The 25,788-nt window shown below is 53.3% G+C and carries 16 protein-coding genes and 1 pseudogene; 11 read left to right on the forward strand and 6 right to left on the reverse strand.

Going from position 1 to position 25,788, the window contains the following annotated elements; translation table 11 throughout:
- The first annotated feature begins 150 nt into the window (after window positions 1-150).
- Both IQ273_RS11425 and IQ273_RS11430 read left to right on the forward strand, forming a co-directional pair.
- Complete coding sequence (locus IQ273_RS11425) at window positions 151-576, forward strand: small multi-drug export protein (protein WP_228052841.1); 426 nt, start codon at window positions 151-153, stop codon at window positions 574-576.
- Window positions 577-680: 104 nt separating this feature from the next.
- Window positions 681-1,793: a cytochrome P450 gene (locus tag IQ273_RS11430; protein WP_194023298.1), complete on the forward strand. Its 1,113-nt coding sequence runs from the start codon at window positions 681-683 to the stop codon at window positions 1,791-1,793.
- Between the two features lie 199 nt (window positions 1,794-1,992).
- On the opposite strand, the gene IQ273_RS11435 is transcribed toward IQ273_RS11430, so the two are convergent.
- Together IQ273_RS11435 and IQ273_RS11440 are read right to left on the reverse strand one after the other, a co-directional pair.
- Window positions 1,993-2,514: a hypothetical protein gene (locus tag IQ273_RS11435; RefSeq protein WP_194023299.1), complete on the reverse strand. Its 522-nt coding sequence runs from the start codon at window positions 2,512-2,514 to the stop codon at window positions 1,993-1,995.
- A 135-nt stretch (window positions 2,515-2,649) separates the two neighbouring features.
- Window positions 2,650-3,117 (reverse strand): MarR family winged helix-turn-helix transcriptional regulator, encoded by a 468-nt coding sequence (locus tag IQ273_RS11440; RefSeq protein ID WP_194023300.1) that lies wholly within the window; start codon window positions 3,115-3,117, stop codon window positions 2,650-2,652.
- Between the two features lie 270 nt (window positions 3,118-3,387).
- Here IQ273_RS11440 and IQ273_RS11445 point away from each other — a divergent pair, with 270 nt between their 5' ends.
- From IQ273_RS11445 to IQ273_RS11455, 3 genes are read left to right on the forward strand one after another with little or no spacing between them, the layout of a single operon-like run.
- Entirely contained in the window at window positions 3,388-3,723 is a 336-nt protein-coding gene (locus IQ273_RS11445; RefSeq protein ID WP_194023301.1) for a helix-turn-helix transcriptional regulator, read from the forward strand.
- Window positions 3,708-4,214, forward strand: a complete 507-nt coding sequence (locus tag IQ273_RS11450; protein WP_194023302.1) for an SRPBCC domain-containing protein — start codon at window positions 3,708-3,710, stop codon at window positions 4,212-4,214. Before IQ273_RS11445 ends, IQ273_RS11450 begins: the two co-directional genes overlap by 16 nt.
- Before the next feature lie 32 nt (window positions 4,215-4,246).
- The gene (locus IQ273_RS11455) at window positions 4,247-5,854 is read left to right on the forward strand and encodes a cyclic peptide export ABC transporter (protein WP_194023303.1); all 1,608 of its coding nucleotides are present in this window, start codon (window positions 4,247-4,249) and stop codon (window positions 5,852-5,854) included.
- 74 nt (window positions 5,855-5,928) lie between these two features.
- Here the strand turns inward: IQ273_RS11455 and IQ273_RS11460 are convergent, their stop codons facing one another.
- The 4 genes and pseudogenes from IQ273_RS11460 to IQ273_RS11465 form a co-directional block, all read right to left on the reverse strand.
- Window positions 5,929-6,624, reverse strand: a complete 696-nt coding sequence (locus IQ273_RS11460; protein WP_194023304.1) for an SDR family oxidoreductase — start codon at window positions 6,622-6,624, stop codon at window positions 5,929-5,931.
- A 17-nt stretch (window positions 6,625-6,641) separates the two neighbouring features.
- Window positions 6,642-6,815 (reverse strand): annotated as a pseudogene (locus tag IQ273_RS33640) (ISKra4 family transposase); the annotation flags it as partial.
- 217 nt (window positions 6,816-7,032) lie between these two features.
- Window positions 7,033-7,158, reverse strand: a complete 126-nt coding sequence (locus tag IQ273_RS34375; protein ID WP_255534473.1) for a hypothetical protein — start codon at window positions 7,156-7,158, stop codon at window positions 7,033-7,035.
- Between the two features lie 671 nt (window positions 7,159-7,829).
- Window positions 7,830-9,104: an ankyrin repeat domain-containing protein gene (locus IQ273_RS11465; protein WP_194023305.1), complete on the reverse strand. Its 1,275-nt coding sequence runs from the start codon at window positions 9,102-9,104 to the stop codon at window positions 7,830-7,832.
- Window positions 9,105-9,503: 399 nt separating this feature from the next.
- On the opposite strand from IQ273_RS11465, the gene crtL reads away from it, so the two are divergent.
- The 6 genes from crtL to IQ273_RS11495 all read left to right on the forward strand — a co-directional run bounded on the left by crtL (window position 9,504) and on the right by IQ273_RS11495 (window position 25,690).
- Window positions 9,504-10,757 (forward strand): lycopene beta cyclase, encoded by a 1,254-nt coding sequence (gene crtL / locus IQ273_RS11470; RefSeq protein ID WP_194023306.1) that lies wholly within the window; start codon window positions 9,504-9,506, stop codon window positions 10,755-10,757.
- Between the two features lie 245 nt (window positions 10,758-11,002).
- Window positions 11,003-11,548, forward strand: a complete 546-nt coding sequence (locus tag IQ273_RS11475) for a dual specificity protein phosphatase family protein (protein ID WP_194023311.1) — start codon at window positions 11,003-11,005, stop codon at window positions 11,546-11,548.
- Window positions 11,549-12,133: 585 nt separating this feature from the next.
- A complete protein-coding gene (locus IQ273_RS11480) occupies window positions 12,134-19,537 on the forward strand; it encodes a PAS domain S-box protein (RefSeq protein WP_228052845.1) in 7,404 nt (2,467 codons plus the stop codon).
- Between the two features lie 512 nt (window positions 19,538-20,049).
- Window positions 20,050-23,655 carry an NB-ARC domain-containing protein gene (locus IQ273_RS11485; protein WP_194023308.1) on the forward strand — a complete coding sequence of 1,202 codons (3,606 nt, stop codon included), beginning with the start codon at window positions 20,050-20,052 and terminating at the stop codon, window positions 23,653-23,655.
- 130 nt (window positions 23,656-23,785) lie between these two features.
- Complete coding sequence (locus tag IQ273_RS11490) at window positions 23,786-24,562, forward strand: hypothetical protein (protein WP_194023309.1); 777 nt, start codon at window positions 23,786-23,788, stop codon at window positions 24,560-24,562.
- A gap of 87 nt (window positions 24,563-24,649) precedes the next feature.
- On the forward strand, window positions 24,650-25,690 hold the full coding sequence (locus tag IQ273_RS11495) for a hypothetical protein (RefSeq protein ID WP_194023310.1): 1,041 nt from the start codon (window positions 24,650-24,652) through the stop codon (window positions 25,688-25,690).
- Window positions 25,691-25,788 lie beyond the last annotated feature (98 nt).

The following is a 25,788-nucleotide window of genomic DNA, read 5'->3' on the forward strand; positions in this document are numbered from 1 at the left end:
ACAGCTCTCGTATCAGAGCGTCTTTCTCCCCAGAACTGAGGCCTTCTAACGGCGGCAGGTCTTGCATGGCAAAAGTTTACCACCCTCTCTTATTCGCCGCTACCCGTCAACCTAGTTGAGCAATTACCCACAGAGTACGTTACTAAAGCGCTGACGACGTGGTCAGTAGGGTTCTTCCCCTATGCCGAAGTTTACGCTGCCGTTGCATCGGGTATGGCTCTGGGATTAGACGCGGTTTCAGCGGTATTTTGGGGAGTACTAGGCAATTTTGCGCCCATTCCACTCTTGCTGTGGGGCTATGATCGCCTCATGCAGATTCCTCAGCTGCGCGCTTCGCTCTTGCGCTTAGAGAAACGCGGTGGGCAGCGTGTCAGAGAGGTTTTAATCCGCTATGGTGCCTGGTTTCTCATTCTCATGACGCCCCTTTTAGGAAATTGGACAGTGGCCATTGTTGGCCCATTTACTGGTATTTTACCTCGACAACTTTTAGTCTTTTCGCTACTTGGTATTACGCTGTATGGCGTCGCAACAGCTGCTGCCATAACCACCAGTATGGACTGGTTTTCTGCCGCTTAGTTTTGCTTATCGCCCCTAGGGGTTGGCTCAATATCTCTGATCGCAACCGCCGCTCTGACTGGGCTAGTTTTTGCTGCAAATTTTTAGATATTTAGGAGATAATCATGCAAGATTCTGAACTTTTCCGCAATCCCTTTGCGTGGTATGCCGAGATGCGCCGCGATACTCCGGTCTTCTACGACCCAGTGCCCCAAAGCTGGATGGTGTTTCGCTACGATGATGTCAAGCAAGTATTTTCTGACTGGAAAACATTTTCGTCTAAAATTCCTCAGCCGCCTGAGCAAACTGACTTCACTGAGAGCCTTAATTTTACTGACCCACCAAAGCATCGCACGCTGCGATCGCTGGCGGGCCAAGTCTTTACTGCTAGACGAGTAGAGGCGCTAGCCCCCCGCATTGCGCAGATTACCCACGAGTTGATTGACGCGGTTCAGCCCCATGGTGAAATGGATTTTATGCACGATTTAGCGATTCCGCTGCCGGTGATTGTCATTGCTGAAATTTTGGGCGTGCCGGTGGGCGATCGCGGCGATTTTAAACGCTGGTCAGACGGCATTGTGGTCTATGATCAGGCCGCATTAACCGCTATGGCCGACTACTTTCGGCACCTGCTAGCCGAACGACGCAAACACCCAGGCCAAGATCTAATCAGCGATTTGATTGCCGCCCACGAAGCGAGTGAGACCCTTTCAGCGCAAGAGCTTGTGGATTTTTGTATTGTGCTGCTTGTGGGTGGTAACGAGACCACGACCAATCTCTTGGGCAATGCTGTGCTCTGCTTCAACGACTATCCAGAGGCATTTGCACAGCTCAAACAAGATCCTCAACTGCTGCCGCTGGTGATCGAAGAAGTCTTGCGCTATCGATCACCCGTGCAGGCTATGGCCCGGTTCACTCAGGTCGAAACTCAGCTTCATGGGCAGACTATTCCAGCCGGGAAAATGGTCACCGTTTGGATGGGCGCAGCCAATCGAGACGAGGCCCAGTTTGAGCACGCCGATGCGTTTGTAATTGATCGCGATCCCAATCCTCACCTGGCCTTTGGCAATGGCATTCATTTTTGCTTAGGTGCGCCGTTAGCCAAATTAGAGGCCAAAATTGTTCTAGGCGCAGTACTAGAGCGGCTACCCAATCTCCGCCTCGTTCCCAATCGAGAACTGGAGTTTATTCCATCCATTGAAGTGCATGGCGTTAAATCTTTACCAATGCTGTTTTAAGCAAGAATGGGATAAATTAATTCCTGGCAAGCCTGTTCAGCCTCAAGAGTCCATGACAACAATGCAACGGTGCGATCGCTCCTTTTCAACCCTGGCTGGGCTGGTGGAGGGTGCTGACCGCGCCGTTGCTGCTAAGCCAAAGCGAGCTGCTGAGCACCTTCATTCCCAATAACTAACCCACGCTGGCTTCAGCCTTGGTTTAATTATTTTGAGCCTGTTTTACAGTCGCGCGTCTTCCCCAGGGCTTAAGGGTCGAAATGCCAATGATGGTGATTAAGAAAATAGCTTGGGTTAGAGTGCCGATCAGCACTCCCTTGGCATCAAAGGCATAGACCGCGCTATCCAACGCCTGTAGCCCAGCTTGATCGGATATCTGCTCGGCTTCATTGCCCCAGGGAAAGAGCCAGAAGGTGCCAAACACCACTAGCCCTGTGGTCAAGACCCACTTGGTGATCACCCAGTAGAACTTAGTAAAGCCATAGTTGGTCGTCCAGCACAGGGCGGTGGCGGTTAGCACTGAACCAATGGCAGCAGGGATCACGATGTAGTCATCTAGTAAGTTAATGGCGGCATTGAGCGTATAAAGCGCGTCCCCACTACTCGACGTCATATTTCGAAGCGAGAGCAGAAACATGCTCAAGACCGCCCCTGTCCAAAGGGCAGCAAATCCAATATGCGCGGATAACAGCCAGTTTTTCTGCCGAATCGAGAGTTTTGACATGATTTCTCCTTGCTGGATAGGTAGGAGCCTGTGCAGGCTGACTTAGGCCCGGAATAACCGGGCCTCAATTACTTAATGTATTGACTATTAATATCCTAAGTAATTTCTGGGGTCAACAGCCATATCGATGCTCTCCTAGAGCAGATTGTGGATAATTTGATCTAAAACCTGGATGGCAGCAGCTTGCTCTGCCTCTGGAATCCCGGCGGTGGCGTGGTCGACCGTCTCTGCGCCAATCGGGGGCAAGACGGTCATTAGCGCTTTGCCCTCGCCAGTAAGCCAGATGCGGATAATCCGGCGATCGCTGGGGTCGCGCTCACGGTAGACAAGTTTGCGCTCTTCCATGCGATCGACTACGCCTGTCAGGGTGGCCCCCAGTTGCTTGAGCTTGTCGGCAATGCCTGAGGTAGATAGCCCATCTTCTTCCCAAAGACAGCACAGCACCAGATAGTGAAAGGGCGTTAGCCCGTAGGGTTCTAACCGCTCCAGAAAGTGGCGATACATCAGTTGAGACACCAGTTTGACTTTGTAGCCCAAGTTGTGGGGGGCTAGCGCATGGTGCCACTGCTGAAGGAACTCTGAGTTAGAGGCGGGACTAGGCATCCACGAGGACAATAGAGAACAACGGATATGACTAGTCTATGATGGCCGACGGCTGCTTTGCTGATGCCAGTTTTGGTGACCTATTTCTCGATTCCTCGATTTGTCAGCAGACGAGGGACAGTTGACCGGTAGGTCAGCATAGCGCATGGTGCGAGAGTTATTGCCATGGGATAAACCGAGGTCAAATATTCAGGGGCAAGCGCCAGTTATTGACACTTAAGCGAATGCTTAACTATACTAAGCAGGTAAGTCTCTGCTGAACCTTCTCAAGTGAGTCGCCCGACTGCCAGCTCCGATATATTTCAGGCGATCGCCGATCCCACAAGGCGATCAATACTTGATTGCCTGAGGAAAGGTGAACAACCTGTCAAAGATTTAGCAGAACCTTTTGAAATGTCGATGCCTGCAATCTCCCAACATCTCAATATTCTTTCTGAGGCAGGTTTAGTAACTCAGCGCAGAGTTGGGCGTCAACGCCTTTATAAACTCAGTCCAGAACCGCTGAAACAGGTCTCGGCCTGGATTAGCCACTACGATATATTTTGGCAAGACAAATTGGAAGCTTTGGGTGAATACCTGGAGGAAACATCATGCAACAATCAATAAATCTGGAGAGATTTTATCCTCACTCAATTGATAAAGTCTGGTTTGGGTTGACAAGCCGATCTGTCTTAAAGCATTGGTTAATGGAGAATGATTTTGAGCCAGCCCTAGGGCATGAATTTCAGTTTTTTCTTAAATCTGAGCTTGGGCAAGAAGTCATAATCTACTGTGAAGTAATAACACTTGATCCCCCTAAGCAGCTAAGCTATACCTGGCGTGAGCAATGGATGGACCAACCTTCCATTGTTACTTGGACATTAAATTCTGTAGAAGATGGCACTTGGTTGCAGCTTTGCCATAGCGGTTTAGATGTAGCCTCGCCTCAACCTCTGAGAAGCCCTGTAGAGATCTGGCATAGCCAGACTTGCCAAGATGCCGTGACTATAGCTCAACCCACAGCAGGAATGGCAGCATTCTCTATTGATTTTGGGCAAGAATGGCAGGATCGGCTTAATCAATTAGCAGAGCAACTCTTGCAAAACCCTATGTTCTAGGTTAGCCAAAATTACGTTCATCAGCCAGGCAAATGAGGCTTATTACTTTTCTATTACGCTCTTCTTGGGTGACGGTTGCGATCGCCAGTTTGGCCGGAGCTTTGAGCGGCGTAGGCAGCGTATTGCTAATTGCCTCGATCAATGCGGCCATCAGTACCCCAGGGCAACAGCCTAGCGGTGTGCTAATGAGGTTTATGGGCTTAGCCCTCATCACTCTACTGGCGGGCAGTGGTTCACAAATTTTGTTGGCCCGGCTGTCTCAGCAAGCGATCTACAAAATGCGGTTGCAGCTCAGCCACTGGATTTTGGCTTGCCCATTGCGGCGGCTAGAAGAACTGGGCGCAAGCCGACTGTTGGCATCCCTTACCGATGATATCGACGCCATTTCCGCCACGGTTTTCAACCTTCCCCTGGTGCTGGTCAACGCCGCGCTGGTGATTGGGTGCTTGGGCTATCTGGCCTGGCTGTCAGTCGGCGTCTTTTTGATTACTTTAGTCGTCGTTGGGGTCGCTATTGCCGTCATTCAGGTGATGCTCAACTACGTGTATGCGTTGTTGAAGCTGGCTCGAAATCAGAAGGATCTGCTGTTTAAGCATTTTCGCTCAATCACCGACGGGGTTAAAGAGTTAAAGCTCAATTCATCCCGACGATCTGCGTTTCTGGATGAAGAACTGAAGGTGACGGCGGCTACATTTCGAGATTACGAAGTGCAGGCTGAAACTGTTGCTGTCCTGGCCCTCAACTTTAGCAGCCTGTTATTTTTTGGCATTCTCGGATTTTTGGTTTTTGGATTGCCGCAGTTGACTGAGATTACCACCCCGGTGCTATCGGCTTACGCGCTCACTATCACCTATCTGGCGCGACCGATTGAAAGCATAATGTCTGTGCTGCCCGTTTTAAGCCGAGGCAGTGTGGCCCTCAAAAAAATCGACGAACTGGGCTTGTCTCTCTCAAGTCAGGCTGAGACAACCGGCACTATGGCGCGATCGCCGCGATCGCTTTCTCAGCAGATCGAGCTGGATCAAATCACCCACACCTACCACACCGATCGCGATGGGCAGTTTACCCTGGGACCAATCAGTCTGTCGTTTAAGCCCGGTGAACTTGTCTTTATCGTCGGCGGCAACGGCAGCGGCAAATCGACCCTGGCCAAGGTGATTGCCGGTCTCTATGAGCCAGAATCTGGCACTATTCGCTGGGATGGCAACGCTGTGGACGGCGGTAGTCTGGATGCCTATCGACAGCTCTTTTCTGCGGTGTTTTCAGATTTCTATTTGTTTGAGCGACTGCTGGGCCTACAGCTGCAAAATTTAGACACCCAGGCCCAGCGATATTTGCAACAGCTTCAGCTAGATCACAAGGTTCAGGTCAATCGGGGCGTGCTTTCGACCCTTGATCTATCGCAAGGCCAGCGCAAGCGACTCTCCCTACTCACGGCCTATCTAGAAGATCGACCCATTTACCTGTTTGACGAATGGGCGTCTGATCAAGACCCCTATTTCCGCGAGATTTTCTACAAGCAAATTTTGTTGGAGCTGAAACAGCAGGGCAAAGCCGTCCTGGTGATCAGCCACGATGATCGCTATTTTTACCTGGCCGATCGGCTGATTAAGCTGGAGTATGGCCAACGGATTGACTGATATAGGCTCAGAGAGTGTCTTCGGCAGCGTTACGGTTTGTCAGATAGCTGGCCGAATTACCCATGGCCGTTGTGCTACGCGCCTTCTCCCAGCATAGCGGGTACGTCAATCTCTTTGATGCAGGTCGCACGTGACAATGAGAGCACGCAGTCGATAATCGCCAGCAGATCGCTCAGGGGAATGGCTTCGCCGCCGGTCAGGTTATCTGCGGCCAAATCAGCCAGCACCTCGGGGGTACCCACGTTGCCAGGGTTGATGACGGTGACGCCGATTTGCTGGGGTCTCAACTCTTCGCGTAGGGCATGGACCACGCCCCGCAGGCCAAACTTAGAAGCGCTGTTGGCCACTTCGCGGCCCGAAAAGTTATCCCGGCCCGAAAGCGCGCCCATGAGGATGATTTTGGGATTTTGCGATCGCCGCAGGGCAGGCAGCAGCGCTTTCACCAGCCGGATTGGGGCCACCAAATTCACCGCAATCACGCGGGTAATATCGTCATCGGAGCAGTCTTCAAAGCGGTACTGGGAGGTAAAAGCGTGGGTTTCCCAGGTGCCGCCCATGTAGAGCAGCGCATCAAGGGAGGCATCACCAATGGCCTCGGCCACGGTTGTGATCCCGGCTAGCTCAGACAAGTCAGCCTGAATCCACTCACCGATAGGGGCCGGAGTGCGGGATACGGTAAGGAGGCGATCGCACCGGGCTTGCAAATGCTCGGCTACAGCCAACCCAATGCCGCGACTGGCACCAGCTACTAAAACGGTCTCAAACGACATTAAGGTTCTCCTATATCTATGCGCTGTTGAGACCCGCCCACGTTGCCCAAATTTTCCATGAGGTGATACCAGTCTAAAATCTCAACTCGCTCACTCGGGTGAGCGATCTGGGAAAACAAGTTCCAGATGCCGTCGTGGCCATTCCCGAGGCAAACTAGGGGATGCGCTAGGTGTTGCTGATTGGCCCAGTTGACTAAGCTGTCATTGTCTACATACCCCAGTTAGGTATCTCCAGATTGAAAAGGCAAATTCTTGAGTGTTACAGTGTCGTTTTCAGCTAATAAAGCCTCATCATCTATCATGCAGCAGATAGCGCGTGCCCAACCTGCACAATGACAGCACTATGAGGCTTTATTAGCAAGTCAAAATTGCTCCAGCTTTGACCTAACTTTAGAGAAGTAAAAGCCTTTAGTCGTCATCTTCACCTTCCTCATCCTCATCCTCTTCGCCTTCAACAGGCTCAACCTCAGTTGGCTCTGTTTCTAGCTGCTCGTCGGCCTCTCTATCGCCGCCGGGGTTACAGGCAACGGTCATAGTAGAGAGGCCAAGCACCAATGGCAGAACCATCCAGCCAGATAATTTCACGATGTTTGTTCCTAATAGAATAACTAAGGCAGTATACAGTTAGAACAAGAATTCAGCTTCTATTGGAGGCATAATTTTTATCAATATATTCCATATAAAATTTGGTTGAGATATTTAATATATAAGGTGAAAATATAAAATATTTTTCTCAAATCACCTTTGCTGGATTGCTTTATTCAAGTTGAAATAAATCATATTACGTCGAGTTACCACCATCGCTGTCATCATCAACGGCATTCTGCTAGCCAACATTTGGAGGAATCACCCAGGCTCTTTCGAGATTGAAACCTACGCTCCAGATGGATGCGGGCTAATAGCGCTAGGCGACTAGTTACGCTATTTCGCGTCATTTCCCGCCATGGTGTCCTTGCCTCTGACTCGCTGGGCATTACCAGTCGTGAGCGGACGTCAAATGGCGCAGCAGCTCCAGCGGCGGGGTAGCTACGCTATTACCCCATGTGGTGTCGCAACCGTCCCAGGCTTGGCTACCCCTAGTGAGTGGGTTGCCCAACTGGCTCTGCAACACCACGATGACAAGGTTCTTCTCAACTGAAGGCTCATTTTCTTAGCCCTGTGCTGCTCTTCCCCCGGCGCGATCGCCGGGGGCGTTTTGTTAGTACCTACCTATCGGTTTGCAACAGATTGACCATCTCGGTCTTGCCCAGACGTTGGGCTAGGTCAAGGGCCGTTTCACCCTGGTGATCTCTAACCTGAACCAGGCCAGATCGAGGTTGAGCCTGACTTAAAAACAGCGCCACTAACTCCGGGCCAAAGAAACTCTTTTCTTCCAGCACGGCTTGGTGCAGGGCCGTTCTACCCTGATGGTCTTGAACCATCAGATTGGCCCCGGCGGCCAGGAGTTGCTGTGCCACCTCCAGGTTGACATCAAACAGAGCCGTTCTACCTTGGCTATCCTGTCGGTTCACATCGGCTCCGGCGGCCAGCAGTTGGCCGATTAGCTCCGGGTTAAACCGATGCACATGCAGGGGCGTTTGCCCCGCCGCATTGGCCATGCTAACGTCTGCCCCATAGTCAAGTAGCAGCTGCAGCACCGCTGGATTTAAAGAGGGGGTATGAATGACCGCGCCAGCATCGTTTTGTAGGGTCAGATCAGCGCCTGCTTGCAGCAATCGTTCTGCCACCCCTGAGTTTGACCAGGCGGCGTAGTGCAAAGGCGTAAAGTTTTGGTTGCTGCGGGCGTTGACGTCGGCTCCGTGGCGAATCAGTAGGTCAGCAATCTCTGGCGACCCTGCGTTGGAGACCAGGTGGAGTGGCGTCAGTTGTCCATTGTCTTGGGCGTTGACCTCGGCCCCGGCCTCAATCAGCAGGGCCATCACGGCCACATTTTTTTCGCCAAATACGTTGTGCAATGGGGTAATCCCATTCTGGTTGCGGGCGTTAACGTTTGCCCCCTGCAACAGCAGAGCTTGGGCCAAGGTAGGGGATGCGCCAACGTAGTGGAGGGGTGTATTACCCTCACCATCTTGGGCGTTGACATCGACGCCCTGCTCGATCAACCGCAGGGCCAGGGCTTCATCGGTAGAGAGTAGGTAGTTCAGCGGCAACCACTGTTCACCGTATAGCAGGCAGGGCTGGTTCAAGTCTCCCCCCTGGTCAAGGGCTGCGCTAAGGGCTGCGCTGAGAATCGCCTGATCGGAATTCCCAAAGGGGCTGAACTGGGCGACCAGCGTCTGACAAAACGGCGAGACATCGGCAGCCTGCCCGCCAGGCTGACTATTCAGAGTTGGGTTGGACATCCCGGACTCTGCTGGTAGATGCACCGCAGCGGCGGTGCCCAGGGCCGTTAACACAGCGACTGCCGCCACGTTGAAGCCATAACCCTGACGATGGAAAAAAGAGGATGGGAAGCCATAACCCATAAAGACCTGAACCAAATAACGTTCGGTTAGACGATAAATAAGGAGAAGTTGCCGGGTGATCATTCAGTGCGGGGTCAGCAAAGCCACTGTGCTGGCGATCGCCCTACAACGACCTGCCACTGAGCATTACTGCTCCTGCTGGGACTATAGCGCTGGTCTGATGGCTTATGGCGGATCCACATTCCGCCCTTTGAAGTGTCACATCAAAAATTAAGGCGGCATACTGTCAACGGTGCTGAAAGGGAGGTAAGGGTGTGATGAGTGACTTGAGGCGAAAACCGGACTGTTCGCGAGCATAACAGCCCCTAAGTGCCTGACAGAAGTGGGTGAAAGGCTTGAAACCTCGTCACGGGGGGGGAAAGGGTGAGTGGAGTTAAGCAGCTACAATTTGTAAAATCTCCCTGAAGTCTTACCATGTGCGATTTTGATGTTTTAGTCATTGGGTCGGGGCCAGCGGGCACCCTCATCGCGGCTAGCCTCGCAGAACGGGGGCTCAAGGTGGGCGGTTTGACCGCTACGCCCGTGGATAAACCTTGGCCCAACACCTACGGCATCTGGGAAGACGAGCTAACGGCTCTGGGATTGAGCGGTTTCCTAAGTCATCGCTGGGAAAACACTGTTTCTTACTATGCTGAAGGGGAAGTAAAGCACGATCGCGCCTACGGCCTGATCGACAAAATTAAGTTCCAGCGTTACCTGCTAGATCGCTGCGCGGCGGGTGGAGTGAGCTGGCAGATGGCCCAAGCCCAAGGTATTACTCATCAAGACTTGGGTTCGATCGTCACTACTGATGTTGGTGTGGCATTAAAAGCGCGGGTGGTGGTGGATGCCAGCGGTCACAATCCGGTCTTCGTTAAGCGCCAGAACCGAGGGCCAGTGGCCTATCAAGCCGCCTACGGCATTGTGGGACGTTTCTCAGCCCCGCCGGTGCAGCCCGAGCGATTCGTCCATCAAGACTTTCGAAGCGATCACCTTTCCGACTTGGAAGAAGCCCAAACCCCGCCCACGTTTCTCTACGCTATGGACCTCGGCCAGGGTGTTTACCTCATAGAAGAAACTTCCTTAGCTCTGGCTCCGGCCATGGGCCTAGATGTGTTGGAGCGCCGCCTGCACCAGCGTCTCAAGTTTCACGGTATCGAAGTTACGGAAGTCCACGAGGTAGAACGCTGCTTGTTCCCCATGACCCTGCCCCTGCCGGACTTACAGCAGCCGGTGGTAGCCTTTGGCGGAGCCGCCAGTATGGTAAATCCGGCTTCGGGTTATATGATGGGCGCTTTACTGCGCCGCGCTCCCAGTTTGGCCGATGCTTTAGCCTCAGCCCTAGCCGATCCGCAACGTTCGACCCAGCAAATCGCCTGCGCCGGTTGGCAGGGATTGTGGCCAGCTGATCGACTGCGGAAATACTACCTCTACCGTTTTGGCTTAGAAAAGCTGATGCGCTTCGACGAGCAGCAGCTCAAGCATTTCTTCGATGCCTTTTTTAGCATCCCCCAAGACCAATGGTCGGGTTTTTTAGCCGATGAACTCTCTACCTCTCAACTGGTGGCGGCCATGGTAAGACTCTTTATGCAAGCTCCCAACGACGTACGCTGGAGTTTAATGCAGTTCCCCGGCCAAGAGAGCCAGCTTTTGTGGCAATTTTTGAGCCTGCAAGCGGCCCAAGCCTAAGCTCGACTTTAGCCAGCTGGCGGGAAGCAGGGCCACCTGTTGGTGTAAGGGTGGGGTGGCCAGAACAACTAGCTGATCAACTTGAAAGATAGACGAAGAGGCTTTGCTCGTCCGCTGCAACCGAATTGTTCTGCCGCGCAAACAACACAGTTTTCGTAGTTTACTCGACCCTTGTTTTGATGAACTGGATCGACATGAAAACTTAAGAGTTAAGATTGATCGTTGAACAATTCGATGCGCTCACTATGTATAAATTTGCTCCAGCTTCAGAGAGCGAACCCATCGTGTTTGGCTCTGCTCGACCGGGATATAGCAACGAGCAAGTGAACGAGTGGATTGAATTTATGCAGAATAAAGACATCCAGCGCGTCTGCTGTTTGCTTCCTGAATCTCAACTAACGCGCTATTCCAATTTACTTAATATTTACCGACAGACCTTTGGACTTGACCACGTATGTTGGACACCGATCAAGGATTTCCATTTTGCCACCCTCGAAATTCTCATTTGCCAAATTTTACCGTTCTTAGCGACCGTCAATCAGAATAATGAAAAGGTCGTTGTTCATTGCTCTGGCGGAGTTGGACGCACGGGGCACGTTTTAGCGGCTTGGCTTGTAGCTGGGCGAGGGCTCTCCAACAAAGCTGCGATCGCAGCTGTCAAGCAAACTGGAAAAAATCCTTACGAAGCAATCATCGCTGCCCCTTTCAAAGGTCGCAATCCTTGGAAAGGGGCGGCGGAACTCAATCTGCTACTGGACGAATGCGATCGGTTGAGAGGCAAATCAGCTTGATGCCAAACCCTGTCAGATACGTTCTAAACCACTACCACCACCTGAAACACCAGCGGCAGAACGTTCACAATCACCGGACGCTAATAATTGTTATATTTAACCGACCCCACTAAATCGTTCTGGTGCATTCCGGTTGTTCAACTTTTGACTGCTACTGATCATGTAATTCAATGGACTTGAAAGACTGTCTCAAATCTGGACTTACAAGACTGGGACACACCTGGGAGCAAGAACTGATAGACGCTACCGATCGCGCCTCATACCGGGCCAAATCTCCGGGAGGTGATACAAATTGTGTAGAAATGCTCTAGCTGTCTCTAACAATGTGTAGAAATGCTGTGAAAGCTGGGACCGTCACTTCGTTGTCACACTTATAAACGAGTATTTTTAACAAAGCTGATTTGCAATATGAGCAGTGTCTCAGGTCAGTTCTATGGTGTTGCGATACGTGTTCAGTCCTACAGGCCAATTTTGAGCTGTAGGTGATTTCATTGGTACGTTTGCAGGGAAACTTGAGCCCATAGCCAACGCATTAGTTGACATTCTGAGGCATTGGCTATGGTCGCGTTTGAGGAGTTCCCTGTGATGACAACCCGTGGGCCTATTGTTTGGGTTTTACATGCCTCTCCCGATGCGCGAACCCACTGCCAGAGTTTGTTACTGGCAGAGCCGCACTGGGCTGGGCAGGTGGTGCTAGGGGACGGAGAGATAGCCATTTCAGAGCCCCCCTCGAACAGCCTGCCCGGTCCACTGGAGGAATGGCCAGAGGTCATTTTGCTGGACAGGCAGAGTTATGAGACCCAGGAGCAAAGCCTGCAAAATCTTTTGAAATTGACAGCGCCAGCGGTCGTCTGGCTGTTGGAGGATGGAGACTCAGTCTCGCTGCCAGAACTGAATGATCCGGTTATCCAGGATTATTTGTTTCAGTCTCAACTCCGGGGAGACCGCCTTGCCTTAACAATTCGCAACCTCTGGCGGCAACACCAACTCCAGCACCAATTAGACCATTGCCGTCACCTAGAGGAATTGTTTAAGCAGGCTGGGGTGGGCATCAACCAGGTTGATGCATCGGGGCGATATACGAGGGTTAATCAGCGGTTCTGTGATTGGTTGGGCTACAGCGAAGCAGAACTGCTACAGCGGACTTACCAAGATGTAACCCACCCTGATGATCTGGAGCTTCAGTTGGACCTGGAGCGCCAGTTATCTGCTGGGGAAATCGAAGCAACGACCTTCGAAAAGCGATATGCCACTAAGCATGGCGATACGGTTTGGGCCAGAGTTACCCTCTCGATAATTCAAGCTGGGGCTGGTTGCCCGGTCAGTAACCTGGCCATTGTTGAAGACATTGGCGATCGCATCCAGCTAGCGGCCCAACACCAGCAGGTGGAGGCCGATCTTCGCCAGCAGCGCAACTTGCTGCGCACCTTTCTGGATAATTTGCCCTACATGGCCTGGCTAAAAGACCGGGAGGGGCGTTTCATTGCCACCAACGCGGCGTTTGGCGAATCGTGCGGTTTTGCCCCTGAGGAGCTGGTAGGCAAAACCGATTACGACATCTGGCCGCCAGAACTGGCCCAGGCGTATCGTGATGACGACGCTGCGGTGATTGCGTTGAAGCAGCAGCAGCGGGTGGAAGAACCCCTAGTTGCTGAAGACGGCAGGCGTTTGTGGATTGATACCATTAAAACCCCCGTTTTTGGCGAGGGTGGCGAGATCGTGGGAACGGTAGGGATCGCCATTGACGTGACTGATCGCAAACAGGCCGAGGCCGACCTTTCGCAGAGCAAAGCCAGACTGCTTGAATCTCAGGAACTCGCCCACCTGGGTCACTGGGAATACGACCCATACACTGGAAGAAGCCTCTGGTCGAAAGAACTGCTGCGCCAGTATGGACTTGATGAAACTATTCAAGGCCCTCCCTTTGAAGAATTTGCGGCCTGCGTCCATCCTGAAGACTGGCCGGAGGTAGAACGGGCAATCCAAACCCTGATGACCGAGGGCACGCCCTACGCCCTACATCACCGGATTGTGCGCCCGGATGGCACCGTGCGCTTCACCCTCTGTAAGGGGCAGGCCATATGGGACGAGCAGGGCCAGGTGGTCAAAACTTTTGGCGTGTCTCAAGACGTTACCAATTTCAAACAGGCCGAAGAAGCTCTGCGCCGCAGCGAGCAGAAGCATCGAGCCTTGGTCGAGGCGCAGCCTGATCTGTTAATCCACATGACTAGCGATGGGGTTTACCTCGACTTTTTCGCCGCTAGTAACCTGAAGGTTGTAGGTGCTACCGAAGACTTGATTGGTTGTGGCATTTATGAGCAGGGCTTGCCCCACGACCTTGCTGAGCGACGGATGGGCCATATTCGTCGGGCTCTGGCAACGGGGGAAGTTCAACTCTATGAACAGACAATATTCAATGGGGATGAGAACGCCACGGAAGAGGTAAGGGTTATTCCGGTCGACAACCATGAAGTTTTGATCATGGTGCGGGATGTGACCGAAAAAGCTCGTCTAGAGGCCCAGAGGCAGCAGGCCGAAGCCGAGCTACGGGCCAGCCAGGAATTTGTTCAACAGATTACCGATAGTTCGCCCAACGTCATTTACATCTATGACATTGCCCAACAGCGCAACGTCTTTGTCAACCGCGAGGTCTACACCTTTTTGGGATACACCCGTGAAGAGGCTATGGCCCGAAACGAGGAGGCTGCCATAGCCTTGATGCATCCTGACGACCAGGATCGGGCCAGGGAATATTTTGCCAGCCTGATCACCTTGGCCGAAGGCGACCTGGCCGAATTTGAATACCGGATGCAGCACAAAGACGGTGAATGGCGCTGGTTCTTGAGCCGCGATCGCGCCTTCCGACGCGATGAAACAGGCCAGGTAACGCAAGTTTTAGGCAACGCCCAGGATATTACCCCCCTAAAACAGAGCCAGCTTGCCCTGCAACAGGCCAATGCGGAGCTGGAGGCAATTTTTGCAGCCTCCCCCGACCTGCTCTTTCGCATCGACCGGGAAGGGGTCATTCTCGATTACAAAGCCAGTGCCCATAGCCCTGATCTCTACGCTCCTCCAGAGGAATTTTTGGGGCGCAGGATGGCGGAAATTTTGCCCGAGGACATTGGTTCCCGGTTTCAGGCGGCGGCTCAGCAAACCCTGCGCCAGCAAACGCTGGTGGCTCTGGAATATCAATTACCAGTTGCCGGTCAAGAGCAAGACTATGAAGCCCGGTTGGTGCCCTTTCAGAACCAGCAGGTCATTGCTACCATTCGCAATATCTCTACCCGTAAACAGGCTGAACGAGCCCTGCAGATCAGTGAAGAACGCCTGCGGTTTGCTTTGGATGCTGCCCACATGGGCAACTGGGATTGGGACATGGTCACCGATCAGATCGTCTGGTCGGAGAGCCTGGAACGGATGATGGGGCTTGCACCGGGGTCGTTTAACGGCAGCATTGAAACCCTGATGACCATGATCTATCCAGATGATCGGCAATGGATCATCAATGCCATTACCCGCAGCATTGAACAGAGTGTTGAATACGACTTGGAATTTCGCTTTATCAAACCAGACGGCAGTATTCATTGGGCAGCGAGCAAAGGCAACGTACTGCGGAATGCGGCAGGCAACGCGATTCGCATGGCGGGGGTTGATATGGATATTACCGATCGCAAGAAGTTAGAGCTGGCCCTCCGGGAGTCGGAAGCGACCCTGACCGACATGTTGAGTAGCGCTTACTGGTCATCCATTGTGAGGTTTCGGGTTTTTGCCGACGGCAATTGGGAATACGACTACCAGTCACCCGGTAGCAACACCCTCTTTGGCTACACTCCCGACGAAATTCTCGCCGACAAGAGCCTGTGGATCGCCCATGTATACCCAGAGGATCTAGATACTGTTGTCTATCCTCTGCTTGAGGACATTTTTCAGGGCAACACTAAAACCATTGAGTTTCGTTACCACCACAAAGACGGTTCCCTGCGGTGGATTGCGGCCACCTACGTGTCTCGCTATGACGAAATGGCCGATTGCTGGGTGGTAACGGGGCTAAGCCAGGATATTAGCGATCGTAAACGCGGCGAAGCCGAACGCAAACAGGCTGAAATCGCCTTACAGGAGAGTGAAAGACTCTACGCCGCCCTGACGGAACACTCCCCAGTCGGAGTTTATCAAACCGATCTGCAGGGCAACGCCCTGTATGTCAACCCCATGTGGTGTCAGTTGGCGGGCCTACCCCCAACAGAGGTATCAGGCCCTCACTGGGCCAGAGCAATACACCCGGAGGATCGAGAGCAGGCTGCCGCCGCCTGGTATGCCGCGACTCAGCAGCAAGTTGCGTTTACCTATGAATGTCGTTTCCAGCAGCCCACAGGGGAGGTGCGCTGGATTTATACCCAGGCGACTCCGCTAATCGACGATGAAACAGGCTTTGCGGGCTATATTGGCACCGTGACCGACATCACTGAGCAAAAACAGGCCGAAGCCCATATCCAAGAAATTTCCCAGCGGCTCTCCCTTGCCACCAATGCTGCCCAGCTTGGCATTTGGGACTGGCAAGTGGCTGAAAACCGGCTGATCTGGGACGAGCGCATGTACGAACTCTACGGGATGACGCCATCCGATGCGGCGATCACCTACGACACCTTTCAACACAGCATTTACGCCGACGACCATCAGCGGGTTGGCGGTGCGATTCGAGCTGCCCTGGCTGGGGAAGAAGAGTACCATCTTGAATTTCGGATTATGTGGCCCGATGGCCAAATTCGGTTTGTCGAAGCCCATGCCATTACCCTGCGAGATGCTGAAGGTAAGGCTCAACGCATGATTGGGGTGAACTGGGATATCAGCGATCGCAAGCAAGCCGAGATTGCCCTTGTCGAGGAAGCCCATCGCCGCAAAACCCTGTTTGATACGTCAGTGGATGGAATTGTATTGCTGAATATGGCCGGGCAGATGATGGAAGTCAACCCCAGTTTTGCGGCCATGCTGGGCTATTCCGTAGAAGAAGCGATGACGCTGTCTCTACCCGATTTCGATCCCAACTGGTCAGCCGCAGCGATGGAGCAAAAAATTGCGGAGGCAGATTTTTGTCTCAATACCTTTGAAACCTGTCATCGACGCAAGGATGGCTCCATCTATGATGTCGAAATCAGCACCAGCCGGGTGGACTGGAATGGCACCCAGGTACACCTATGCATTTGTCGAGACATCAGCGATCGCAAACAGGCCGAACTTGCTCTGCAACACCTGAACGAAGCGCTAGAAGACCGGGTGCAGCAGCGTACCCAGGCCTTAGCCCGTTCAGAGCGAGACCTGCGCACTATCTTCAACAACGTCTACGATGCCATTTTTGTCTATGACCTGGACGGCACCATTCTCGATGTGAATGATCGGGCTCTGGAAATATCAGGGGCAACCCGAGACCAGTTAGTGGGGGCAGGCATTGTTGATCTATCCAGCCCTGAGGCACCCCATGGGGTCACCTTCGATTATCTGAGTCGCGCTCAGGCCGGAGAAACCCTGTGCTTTGAATGGCAAAATCGCCGGTTCGACGACAACACCCGCTTTGAAACCGAAGTCACCCTGCGCCAGGTCAACCTGTGGGACCGCACAGTATTGCTAGCCGGGGTGCGAGATATTCGCGATCGCAAACAGGCCGAGCAAGAACTGCAAGAATCTCGCAACATGCTGCAACTGGTGCTCAACGCCATTCCCCAGCGGGTGTTTTGGAAAAACCATGAATCCAGGTTTCTGGGATGCAACCCGGCTTTTGCCCACGACTACCAGCTCACCCAGGCAGACATTATTGGCAAAACCGACTCAGAACTTCCCTGGGCCAAATGGGCCGATCTCTATGGCGAAGACGACCGGCAGGTAATTGCAACCCAAACTCCCCGCCTTAATTACGAAAAGCCAATCATAAACTATCAGGGTAAGCAAATCTGGATCCGCACCAGCAAAATTCCTCTGACCAATAGCCAGGGAGAGATCATCGGCATCCTGGGATGTTATGACGACATTACCCAGCGCAAGCAAGCTGAAGCCGCTCTCCACGACAGCGAAGAGCGCCTGCGACTGGCCCTGATCGCCTCCAACCAGGGGATGTTTGATCTCGATGTGACCACGGGCAATGCCATTGTCAGCCCTACCTACGTCACCATGCTGGGCTATAACCCGGCTAACTTCCAGGAAACTAACGCCAAATGGATACAGCGGCTACACCCTGACGACCGCGAGCGAGTCGGCAATGTCTATGAAGCCTATGTTAGCGGCGAAATCTCCGACTATAAGGTGGAACTTCGTCAGCGCATGCAAGACGGTACCTATAAGTGGATTTTGTCCGTAGGCAAGATTGTCGCCTGGGATGATGACGGGCAACCCCTGCGGATGCTCGGTACCCACACCGATATCAGCGACATCAAACGGGCAGAACAAGCCCTGAGGGAAATCAACGCCGAGCTGGAAAACCGGGTAGCCGAACGCACTGTCGAACTGGTCGAAGCCCGCGATGCCGCAGAAAACGCCAACCAGGCCAAGAGCATTTTCCTGGCTAATATGAGCCACGAACTGCGCACCCCCCTGAATGCGATTCTGGGCTTCAGCCAACTCATGGGGCGCGATCCTAACCTGTCGTACCACCATGTAGAAGAACTCAAAATTATCAACCGCAGTGGCGAACATCTGCTCTCGTTAATTAACGACATCCTTCAAATGTCAAAGATCGAAGCCGGGCAGGCCACCCTCAATCCAGAAAACTTTAACCTGCCCCAGTTGCTAAACAATTTGGTGGATATGCTGCGGCTGAAGGCCGAATCGAAAGGCTTGAGTTTTACCCTCACCAGCCACCCTGATCTGCCCCAACATATCTGTACCGACAGCCACAAGCTGCGTCAGGTGCTGCTGAATCTGCTGAGCAATGCTATCAAATTCACCCAAGCCGGTTGTGTCGTTCTGCGGGTAGAACCCGGCCACCAGTCAGGGCTAGAACCAGTGACCGTTAAATTGCCAGAGGAGGGGGCCTTTTCCCCCATGGTTTTGCGCTTTGCAATCGAAGACAGCGGTGCCGGTATTGCCCCAGAAGAGATGAACCTGCTGTTTCAGCCGTTTGTGCAGACGGCCAGCGGTCGTCTGTCTCAGGAGGGTACCGGGCTGGGGCTGCCCATTAGTTACCAGTTTGTGCAGATCATGGGAGGTGATCTAATCGTGCACAGCCAGCCCGATGTCGGATCGACCTTTGCCTTTGAAATCCCGGTCCAAATCATTGATGCCACCGCCATCAAGCCCGCTGAAGTGTCCCGGCAGGTCGTTGCGATCGCCCCAGGTCAACCCATCTACCGCATCTTAGTGGTTGAAGATAACTGGGCCAATCAGATTCTGTTACAAAGTCTGCTAACCGACATTGGTTTTCTGGTAAAAACCGCTGTCAATGGGCAAGAAGCAGTAGACAACTGGCAAACCTGGCAGCCCCACCTGATTTTTATGGATATTCGCATGCCCATTATGAATGGCTACGAAGCCACCCGAGAGATTCGCGATCGGGAGCAGCTTCTGCTAAGGCAACAGGTCACGTTTACCTCTACCAAAATCATCAGCCTTACTGCTGGGGTCTTTGAAGATGACCAGGCCAACTTTGACCAGCTTGGTTTCGATGACCTGATCCGTAAACCCCTTAAAGAAACCGATATCACCCGCACCATTGCTCGGCATTTGGAGGTTGAGTATCTATACAAAGACGAGGCACTCCAGACAGAGGCAACCGCCTTGCCAGGCCTTATCCACCTGACTGCTGAGGTCCTGAAGAGCCTTCCCCCTGCTTGGTTGACCCAATTTCACACGGCCCTGATTCAGCTCAACCAGGCTCAAATGCTGGCCTTGATCAACGATTTACCTCCTGAGCAGGCGACTGTTGCCCAAACGTTACATTACAAAGTCAACGACTTTGACTATGAGTTGCTGCTGGACCTCATCCAAACCTTTCTTGACAGCTAATAACGAGGGGGCTAACCTCCGTTATTAGCTGTCATACTTAAATTTTTAGAGTATAAAATATTTCTTAATATCTAACTTGGCTGCCTGTATTTTCAGCAGCAATCAGTCAAGACCTGGGTAACAGCATCGAATTTGACAATTCCAAGACAGAAGATCTCAAATTTCAGTCAGCATTCGTAGCTGTTGTCGGATAGGGCACTGGTCTCTTAATCGGTGATAAACTTCCAAAGTCCTTGTGCAGCAATGGTTTGAGGCGATTCAACCTGAAGTCAGGAAAACACTTGTCCAGTAAGGCTTTCAGCCATCCATCTCCTGTTAGCGAACCAGTGCCTATCGCGGGCGGTGAGCATGAGCACCGGGGTGGCAATGCCGCGATCGCTCCCGATACCCCTACCATCACCAGATGCTGGCTATTGGTCTGAGGCAACACTTGGGTTTTGAAATTGACACGGTATAGTGTGGTGGACAATTCCGTGTAGGTACTACTGCTGAGTTCGCCGAGATGAACGACCATGCCACGCTCACTCAAAGCCCGCCAAGATGACCTCAAAAGATTACGGCTATCGATCGCGCGCAATGGCTTTCCGACTCAACAAGCGCTGGCTGAGTCAGCCGGGTTTTCTCTTGCCACGGTTAAAAAGTTTCTGGCGGGTAAGCCCGTCGATTTCGCCACCTTTTCGGAGCTTTGCCACGTCCTGAATCTCGATTGGCAAGCCATTGCCGATTTGGGAGACTCTCAGACCACCGTCGCGACGCCGCCCCCGCCGCAGGCGGACGTGTCTGCTCCCTCAGCCCATCAAGACTGGGGAGAGGCCCCGGATGCCGCTGTTTTTTACGGTCGAGTGACGGAGCTATCAACCTTGCAGCGCTGGGTCAGCGTTGACCACTGCCGATTGGTGACCCTGCTCGGTATGGGCGGCATGGGCAAAACCACCCTATCGGTGAAACTGGCTGACCAAATTCAGGGCGAGTTTGACTATCTGATTTGGCGCAGTCTGCGCAATGCCCCGGCGATTCACGACACATTGAACGATCTGCTGCAGTTTTTTTCCCACCAGCCGGGCCGCGATCGCCCTCCCGATTCGCTGCCAGACGATTTTGATCATCAGCTGCGGCAACTCATTCACGAGCTGCGGCAGCGGCGGTGTCTCATCATTCTCGATAATGTGGAATCAATTTTGTCAGCGGGCGATGGTCAAAGACCGGCCTTGGGCCATCGCGCCGCTCCAGGCGATGCCGCTTACCATCAACTCTTTCAAACTTTGGGAGAAACCAGTCACCAGAGCTGCCTATTGCTAACCTCCCGCGAGCTACCTCGGAAATTAGCGGCCCTGGCGGGAGACGATTTGCCCGTGCGCTGCCTGCACCTCACGGGACTGCCCGTTGCGGCTAGTCGAGAACTGCTACAAACCAAGGGACTGTTTACTGCGTCAGAGGCCGAATGGTTGACCCTGGTCAACGCCTACAGCGGCAATCCGCTGGCCCTTAAAGTCATTGCGCCGATCGTCACCGACTATTTTGAAGGCAGTATTGCCCAGTTTTTGGCCCTGCGACAGCAAACCCCCTTTCTATTTGACGATATTCGCCAGCTCTTGGCCCAACAGCTGGAGCGCCTCACTGCTTTAGAGCGCTCCATTATGTACTGGCTGGCGATCAATCGCGAACCCATCTCCTGGCAGGCGCTCAGCGCTGACTTGGTAGACCCGACTGGGTTAGGCGACATTTTGCAAGCTGTTGATGCCTTAGCTCAGCGATCGCTGTTAGAAAAAGAGTCGGCCCGCATCACTCAGCAGCCCGTGATTATGGAATATCTGATTGGCAAACTGATTGAGCAGGTGTGCCGTGAAATCAGCCATCAGGACCTGAATTTCCTCCGCAGCCATGCCCTCGTGCAGGCCAATGCCAAAGATTATATTTACGAAGCCCAAACCCAGCTAATTTTGCAGCCCATTGCTGAACGGTTGCGAGCTGACTGGCCTGTCGTAGCCGACTTGTCAGCCCATCTAAGCGCCCTGCTGGCTAAGCTGAAGGGCAAGTCTGCCCCAGAAACGGGGTATGCGGGCGGCAATCTCTTCAACCTGCTGCGTCATCTGCAAGTTGATTTGCAGACCTATGACTTTTCTGAGTTGATTCTTTGGCAAGCCAACTGTCAGGGGCTGACGCTGCACAATACCCGCTTTGCTCACTCAGACCTCTCCAACGCATTGTTCAACCAGCCCTTTGGCAGTATTCGCACGTTGGCCTTTAATCCCGATGGGCAATCTTTGGCAACGGGCGATACCAACGGTGAAATTTGGCTCTGGCAAATTGACTTAGACTCTGGAGAAATTGGCAGCCACTTATTAACGTTTCGAGGGCATCAAAATTGGATTTGTGCGCTCGCCTTCGATGCTGATGGGCAGCAACTCGTCAGCAGCAGCGCCGATTGCACCCTCAAACTCTGGGAGGCGAGTACGGGGACATGCCTGCAAACCCTAGAGGGGCACACCAACTGGGTCATGTCAGTGGCCTTCAGCGCCGATGGTCAGTACCTCGCAAGCGGCAGTGCCGACCACACGCTCAAACTTTGGGAGGTGGCCACGGGTAAATGTCTGCAAACCTTTGAGGGACATGCTCGTGGGGTATGGTCAGTGGCCTTTAGTCCGCAGGGAGACGTGCTGGCCAGCGGCAGCGTTGATCGCACCGTGAAGCTGTGGGACATCGCATCGGGTGAGTGTTTACAGACCTTTTCAGACCATGAGCACGGTGTCTGGTCGGTGGCCTTTAGCCCCCAAGGCAACGTGCTCGCCAGTGGCAGTGCTGATTGCACCCTCAAACTCTGGGAAGTGCAAACGGGTAAATGTCTGCATACATTGCTGGGCCACCGCAATTGGGTGTGGTCAGTCGCCTTCAACCCCCAGGGGGACACGCTTGCCAGTAGCAGTGCCGACCAGACGGTGCGGCTTTGGGATGCCAAGGCCGGTCGGTGTTTACGAGTCTTGTCAGGACACCAAAACTGGGTATGGTCGGTGGCCTTTAGCCCCCAGGGTAACTACCTGGCCAGCGGCAGTGAAGATCGCACGATGCGACTCTGGCAACTGCCCAACGGTCGGTGTCTGAAGACGCTCCACGGGAGCAGCAACTGGGTGTGGGATGTGGCCTTTAGTCCCGAAGGCGATACCTTAGTGAGTGGCCATGGCGATCGCCGCGTCCAGGTGTGGGATGTGGCATCGGGCGATTGCCTCCAGACTCTATTAGGCGCTGAGAAAGCGATTTGGTCGGTGACGTTTAGTCCCCAGGGCAATTTGATCGCCAGTGGCAATGAAGATGGCAACGTGCGCCTTTGGGAGCAGCCTTCTGGAAACCCTGACCAAACCCTATCGGGGCATACCCAGGCGGTTTGGTCAGTGGCGTTTGATCCTGAGGACATGTACTTGGCTAGCGGCAGTGCCGATCACAGCATTCGCCTGTGGGAGGTGCCAACGGGGCACTGCTGTCAAATCCTGACTGGGCATCAGCACTGGGTTTGTGCGGTGGCTTTCCATCCGCAACAGCCGCTCCTTGCCAGTGGTTCCTACGATCGCACCCTCAAGCTTTGGGACATCACCACGGGGGAGTGTCTACAAACGTTATCGGGGCATCTGAGTGGCGTCTGGGCGATCGCGTTTGCCCCCCAAGGCGACTACCTGGTGAGTAGCAGCATTGATCAAACGGCACGCCTCTGGGACATCAATACTGGAGAATGCCGACAAATCCTGCAGGGTCATCGCAACTGGGTCATGTCTGTAGACGTAAGTCCTGATGGGCAACAGATTGCGACTGGCAGTGCTGACCACACGGTCAAACTTTGGGACGCCCAAACCGGACACTGCGTGAACACGCTAAAAGGTCACCGCAACAGTGTTTGGTCAGTGGCGTTTAGTCCTGATGGTCAATCCCTCGCTAGCGGCAGTGACGATAAAACCATCAAGCTGTGGTCAGTCGCAACGGGGAAGTGTTTGCAAACCCTGAAGACTCAGGAACCCTATGAAAACATGGATATCACGGGGGTCGTGGGGTTAACACCGGCTCAGCTCGCAATCCTCAAACAGTTGGGCGCTGTAGAACGGTCAGGCGATAGTAAAGGGCACTTGCGCTAGCTTGCAAAAGGTTTATTCAAAATTTGAATCCCAATCCATTCCGGTGCTTTAAATGAGGCCAAGATTACAAATGCCCGCCCAGAACGCCACCCCGAATAACACGGCCTCGATGCCAATTCCCCTATTCATCATGGCGCTGATTTCTAGCCTTCTATTGGTGTTGGTGGGCGGCAGTTTGTTTTTCTTTCCTGAGTTTGCTCGCTCCCGCTGGGTCTGGTCTTTAACCCCGTTCAATACCCGATTTTTAGGGGCTATCTATCTCACGTCATTGGTTGGGCTCTCGATTTTGTTGATGACGCGCCGAGTGCTCTCCGTCCGCCTCATAGTGCTGCCGATGATGTGGATATTTACGACCGTCGTTTTCATCGTATCTTGTCTGCAAATCGAGCAGTTTGATCCAGCTCGACGGGCAACCGCCATTTGGTTTGGCCTCTACGCCGCCGATTGCTTAGGGTCAAGTTATTACCTTTGGCACTATAGGCGACAAATATTCACAGCTGGCGGCCATTTGCCCCACCACTGGCATCTGTATCTGCAGCTGCAGGCGGCATTTATGGGCATTTATGGCTTCGGACTTTTGCTATTGCCGACCCAGTTTGGAGGGTTCTGGCCATGGCCGCTAGATATTTTCCACTGTCAGCTCTACAGTGCCATTTTTCTGGCGGGGGCAGCCGGGTCCGCCTTGCTTACCCGGCAAGCAACCCCGATGCCACTCTGGATGTTGGGGCTCATTCAGGTAACTTTGAGCAGTTTGGTCCTAGCAGGTGTTGTCATTGTGGACATCGCCGCGCGCAAAATCAACTGGGTCAGCTTTGACAATTGGGCCTGGATGGGGGCGTTTACGCTGCTGGGTATCGTCGGCTTAGCCTTGATGTCGGCAGCGCGATCGATGAGCCCAAGTCGATAGTGGGAAGAGGGATATTGATTCTGAACGTTAAATCTCCCGGTTCGCTCATTTTTAAATGAGGTCAGCCAATTGGGTTAGATTTGGGCCATGAATACCCCCCTAACCGTTATCCCAGAACGGGTTGACGATATTCCACTGCTGCTGGCGCAATTACAGCGGATGGAGGTGCAACCCCTACTTGACGACTACTTTCCGACCCATGGGAACTGGCAAGGGCTCAGTTTAGGCCAAGTGACAGTAGTCTGGCTGAGCCACATATTATCGCAAGCGGATCACCGTCTAAACCCCGTGCAGGCTTGGGTGGGACGACATCAAGAAACCTTGCAAGAGGCTTTGCAGCACCCGGTTCGCGCCCTTGACCTGAGCGACGACCGCTTAGAAAGCGTGTTGCGATATCTCAGTGATGATGCCCAATGGGCATTGTTCGAACCGGCTTTGAATCAGCGTCAGATTCAGGTGTATGACCTGCACCCCGAGCGGCTGCGGCTGGATAGCACCAGCGTCAGCGCCGATTGGAACGTCAATGAGGCCGGGCTATATCAGTATGGCCATAGCAAAGACCATCGCCCCGACCTGCCTCAACTGAAGCTGATGCTGGCGACGTTAGACCCGCTCGGACTGCCGATAGCGACTGAGATTGTCTCAGGGCAGAAAGCCGACGACCCTCTCTATATTCCGGCGATTCAACAGGTGCGTCAGACCCTCAGCCAGTCTGGGTTACTCTACGTGGGAGACAGCAAGATGGCCAGTCTAGCGACCCGTTGCTTTCTCCAGGCCACGGGCGACTACTACCTCTGTCCGCTCGGGGGGACTCAGCTCAAGGCGGAGGCGATGCAGGTCTACCTAGACCCCGTGGAGCAAGGGGCGGTCGAGTTGCAGGAGATTCACTACGACTATGCCGACGGTCACACCGCGCTGATTGCCCGAGGCTATGAGCAGACCCAGACCCGCACGGGGGAGTGGAACGGACAAACGTGGACGTGGTCGGAGCGGCAGTTGGTGGTGTACTCCCTGGCCTATGCGCAATCCGCGCAACAGGCCTTCCAAACCCGACTTGAGCACGCTCAGACGGCCTTAACGGCGCTCAATCAATCGGGGCTATTAGACGACACTGAACGTGGCGGGTGACGACAGCTAGATAGGCGGGAGAGGTGTTCTCCCTGCCCCTTGAGTCATCACTGAGACCGGATCCAATTTAAGCTAATAAGAAAAGACACTGAAGGTAT

The organism is Nodosilinea sp. LEGE 07298, assembly GCF_015207265.1.
Lineage (GTDB): Bacteria > Cyanobacteriota > Cyanobacteriia > Phormidesmidales > Phormidesmidaceae > Nodosilinea.